Annotated in this window: 5 protein-coding genes and 1 pseudogene; 2 read left to right on the forward strand and 4 right to left on the reverse strand. The window is 60.4% G+C overall.

Annotated features, from left to right (window positions below; genetic code table 11):
- Window positions 1–71: 71 nt before the first annotated feature.
- The gene (locus ACIQ7H_RS22075) at window positions 72–230 is read right to left on the reverse strand and encodes a hypothetical protein (RefSeq protein ID WP_395795631.1); all 159 of its coding nucleotides are present in this window, start codon (window positions 228–230) and stop codon (window positions 72–74) included.
- 442 nt (window positions 231–672) lie between these two features.
- Here ACIQ7H_RS22075 and ACIQ7H_RS22080 point away from each other — a divergent pair, with 442 nt between their 5' ends.
- Both ACIQ7H_RS22080 and ACIQ7H_RS22085 read left to right on the forward strand, forming a co-directional pair.
- A complete protein-coding gene (locus ACIQ7H_RS22080; protein ID WP_395795633.1) occupies window positions 673–1008 on the forward strand; it encodes a YkgJ family cysteine cluster protein in 336 nt (111 codons plus the stop codon).
- A gap of 296 nt (window positions 1009–1304) precedes the next feature.
- Window positions 1305–1388 (forward strand): hypothetical protein, encoded by an 84-nt coding sequence (locus ACIQ7H_RS22085; RefSeq protein WP_395795638.1) that lies wholly within the window; start codon window positions 1305–1307, stop codon window positions 1386–1388.
- Window positions 1389–1983: 595 nt separating this feature from the next.
- Here ACIQ7H_RS22085 and ACIQ7H_RS22090 read toward each other — a convergent pair.
- From ACIQ7H_RS22090 to ACIQ7H_RS22100, 3 genes and pseudogenes are all read right to left on the reverse strand, one after another.
- On the reverse strand, window positions 1984–2448 hold the full coding sequence (locus ACIQ7H_RS22090) for a hypothetical protein (protein ID WP_395795635.1): 465 nt from the start codon (window positions 2446–2448) through the stop codon (window positions 1984–1986).
- A 225-nt stretch (window positions 2449–2673) separates the two neighbouring features.
- Complete coding sequence (locus ACIQ7H_RS22095) at window positions 2674–3156, reverse strand: hypothetical protein (RefSeq protein ID WP_395795637.1); 483 nt, start codon at window positions 3154–3156, stop codon at window positions 2674–2676.
- A gap of 261 nt (window positions 3157–3417) precedes the next feature.
- Window positions 3418–3525, reverse strand: a pseudogene (locus tag ACIQ7H_RS22100) (IS5/IS1182 family transposase); the annotation flags it as partial.

Here is a 3525-nt window from a genome sequence, read left to right on the forward strand (position 1 = left end):
AAGCTGCGGATCTGTCTCCACTTCGATGCCTGCCTTGCTCACTGAAACCTCCTCAAACCGCCCCACAATTGTTATCTATAAAAACCGAGAACAACTGTTGGGTAGGAGGTTGACACGTAGGGGGTCGCGGCCGCCTTCTGCACCTCACTGATGAGATCCGCGTGCTGGCTGGAGATCTTGAGGCGGATGGCGGGGTGAAGCTGCTGCTCGTCAAGAATGGGGCGCGACATGGGTGGCTCCGGGGCCGAGGGCAGACGCGACTGTAGTGGCTTTGCACCAAAGCATGCACGCCCGCTCGCTTCGAGCCGCGCCCGCCGTGGCAAGTGCATCGGCGGGAGCCGCGCCAGCTGCAGCTGCGATCCGCACGTCCGCCCGCGCGCTGGCATCGGCTGGATGGCGCCAGAACCCCCGAACCGCGTCTGGGCTGGGCGATGCGCGGCGAGCTGCGAAAGCATCGCCAGACCAGAGGCAGTTCAAGGCCGCGGACCTGGCACGCCCAACCGGTTTGGAACCGCCTGCCGGCAGCGTTCCCAGCCGCCGCTGCGCACCAAGAGTCACCGCGATTCACGCGCGATGTCGGCAGCCGTGCGATCCTTGCGCCCCTTTTCGCTTCTGGGCACCTTGCCGCGCGCAGGTCCGCTCGGGCATCCCGCTTCACCCTCCGGAAACACCATGCCCTTCGAGATCCTGCCCGACGACCATCTGGTCGACCCGAACGTGTCCTGCTCGGCCTGCGATGCCGTGTGCTGCCGGCTGACCGTGGTCGTGATGCCCGACGACAAAGTGCCGCGCATGTACACCACCCACACGCCTGAAGGCTTGGAGGTGATGGCGCGTGACGAAGACGGCTGGTGTGTGGCGATGGACCGCAACCGCATGTGCTGCGGCGTGTACGAACAACGCCCGGATGTCTGCCGCCGCTTCACCATGGGCAGCGGCTTCTGCCGTGCCGAGCGGGAGGCCTACTCGCACCGCTTCGACAACTGGATCCCGAGCACGCTGGTCTGAAGCCTATCGTCCGCGCGGTCCAGGCGAACTACGAACTTCTGGGTCCCTGAAGTCGCGCAGCGCACCCAACGCCCACGAACAATGCGGCCTTGCGAGGCCGCCGCAGATCGAAGAACCGGCTGGCCCTGCACAGCGACTTCGACACGGCCTCAGCGCCGGCCCATCTCAGCCTGGAGCAGAATCGGACAACGAACACAGCCTGTCCCCTCTGCCCGCCTTCGACTCACTCAGCCGGGCGACATGCCCCGAAGGCAGCCTGAGCCCCGCTACCTCGACCAACTCCGCGCCGCCGGCGCCTGGGGCCGCGGATTCTGCGTACCGAAACGGCGAGGATTGCGGCTTTGGCAGCGCTGAAGGCGCGGTGTGGGCGTGGGTGGTGAGGAGACTGGCGTCACGCCCATTCAGTCCAGGTCATCGCCTTGCGCCACTCCGCAGCTCACCCTTTCAATCTCCCAAGTCCAACGGCGGTCCCGAGGAGCAGAAAAACCAGATCCCGTGCACCCTCAACAACCCAAATCCATGAATGAAGTGAAGTCCCTGCAACGTAGTAGATCCCCGCTACACCAGCGAGCTCAGAAAGCAAATACGCAAACACAGCACCAAGGTAGGGACTTCGGCCGGTGCGCCGAGCAAACAGATAGCCCGCAAAAAAGCAGATAAGTGCAGAGACTACGTATGCACTTGCGAGCGCGTAGCCCGACGACAGATCGCCTCCGGATCGGAGAATCAGGATCGTGTGTGCAGTCGAAGCAAGGACTGAGGAAAGCAAGAGAACTACAGCAAACGCGCCGATTGAGAGCCATTTCATCATCTTTCACCTGAAATCATCATTTCACCCTGCCGAGGTCGAATCATACCTGCCGAACCCAACCGGCGGACGCCCGCGGATTGAGGATTCTGCAGGCAGCAGGCGCAGTGTCGGGATTGGCGGTGACACAATCGGCGTTCAAAACGTCTGAGAACGGAAGTTAGACGTCACTTCGTGGGTGGCTTCCGAGCGCCCCAACCCATATGCGAATTGGCGCCGCTCTCGATCACGTAAGCGAATACAGGTTCACCACCGTATGGCACTTGCCAGTAGTACACGATGCCTTCCCGCTCCGAGAACACTCCCAAATACACAAGATCTGCCGCTTTCAGAGAATTCGGCTCATCGAGAGATTCACCAAACTCACGGCGCAAGTATCGAGAAAGCTCGCGCTCCGTTTCGTTGGAAAGCCCTGTAGTGCCGAACCAAGGCGCCATCTCGACGACCGAGTTGTCGCTTTCAACCCGAGCCTGCGCTTCTCCAACGGCGCGCACGTACTCCGGACTTTCGATGAGAACGCGCATCTCCTTCTGGGAGGCCACTTCGTGCTTCCTAGACATCTCTGCCTCGTCAGAACCACAGCCAGCCAGCATGAAGAGACTTAGCAAGAAAGCCGCGGTAAAGACCTGCATTGGACCAAGCCCCTTAGTTAAGGTGCGCCGTAAAGCAGCGAAGACTTGAATGAACCGCTTGCGCCGCACCGCGCTCCCATTGCCCAAAGTGGGTTCTGTCAAGACAGGAGTATCTACGCACTGCAGCTCACTCTCGCTAGGCACCTTGCGGATAGCCAAAATGTCGAATCTCCCGGAATGGGATTCAGAATTTTCCGGAAAACATAGCGATCCAGTCACAAGGGTCTAGGAACGAGACGGCCGGCGGCGAAGCAGAAGGATCACGGCGCAAAGACCGTAGAGCAGCATCCAGCCTCCCGAGAACGCACGGAGAATGGCTGCCTGCCCCTGCACGTACTCTTCGGCGGTGATCGTTCTGATGAAATGCCCCTTGTTCATGAGAACGTATTGACCATCTCTCAGCTGGGGGCTTCCTTCTGGCATGCCGGCAAAGGAGGAAGAGAAGTTGAGGAATGCGTAGACAAAGAGGACAGCGAGCAGAACGATCGCCCCAAACGGCACTCCACGCAGTAGTGCAAATGCATCTCTCTTACCGGACGTCTTGCGCACCTCAAGGATCGCCGGGATAAACACCAGAAAGATTCCGGCGTGTAGAGTCGAAACGAAGGCAAAGTTGTCGTGAAGCGACCCTCCAATCAATCCATAAGCATGAGCTGCTGCGGAGAGGGCGAACCCAAGCAATGCGAGAATCCCGAAAAAGACTTTCAAAAGCTCTAGGCCTCGATGACCCGCCGCCGCGCGACGATGTGTGAAAAATACCCTCGACGCTGTCGATCGTCGCGGTGCTGCAGGCGCAGTTAGGGAAGCTCTGAACAACGCGATCACTTGATCCCTGGGTGTTCCGCGAGTCGATTTTTTCGGTTCTTCAAGCCGAGATCGCACATCTTTCGCGACCTATCGACTCGACCGAGACTCGCCCGAGCCTCTTTTCACCGCGGATCGGGGTGTTTCCCCGTTCCGCGGACGCACTCATGCGGCCGCCGCCACGCGGCGGCGCGCCAGACTCAAGTTCACCAGCGCAAACAGCGTCTGCAGTTGCGCCGTGTTCTTCGCCAGGCCGCGATAGCGCACCTTGGT

The sequence above is a fragment of the Aquimonas sp. genome, assembly GCF_044377145.1.
Lineage (GTDB): Bacteria > Pseudomonadota > Gammaproteobacteria > Xanthomonadales > Xanthomonadaceae > Aquimonas.

Excerpts from the sequence above, each read along its gene's own strand:
- ACIQ7H_RS22080 (WP_395795633.1), top strand. The coding sequence starts at position 673 with ATGCCCTTCGAGATCCTGCCCGACGACCATCTGGTCGACCCGAACGTG.
- ACIQ7H_RS22090 (WP_395795635.1), bottom strand. The coding sequence starts at position 2,448 with ATGCAGGTCTTTACCGCGGCTTTCTTGCTAAGTCTCTTCATGCTGGCT.
- ACIQ7H_RS22075 (WP_395795631.1), bottom strand. The coding sequence starts at position 230 with ATGTCGCGCCCCATTCTTGACGAGCAGCAGCTTCACCCCGCCATCCGC.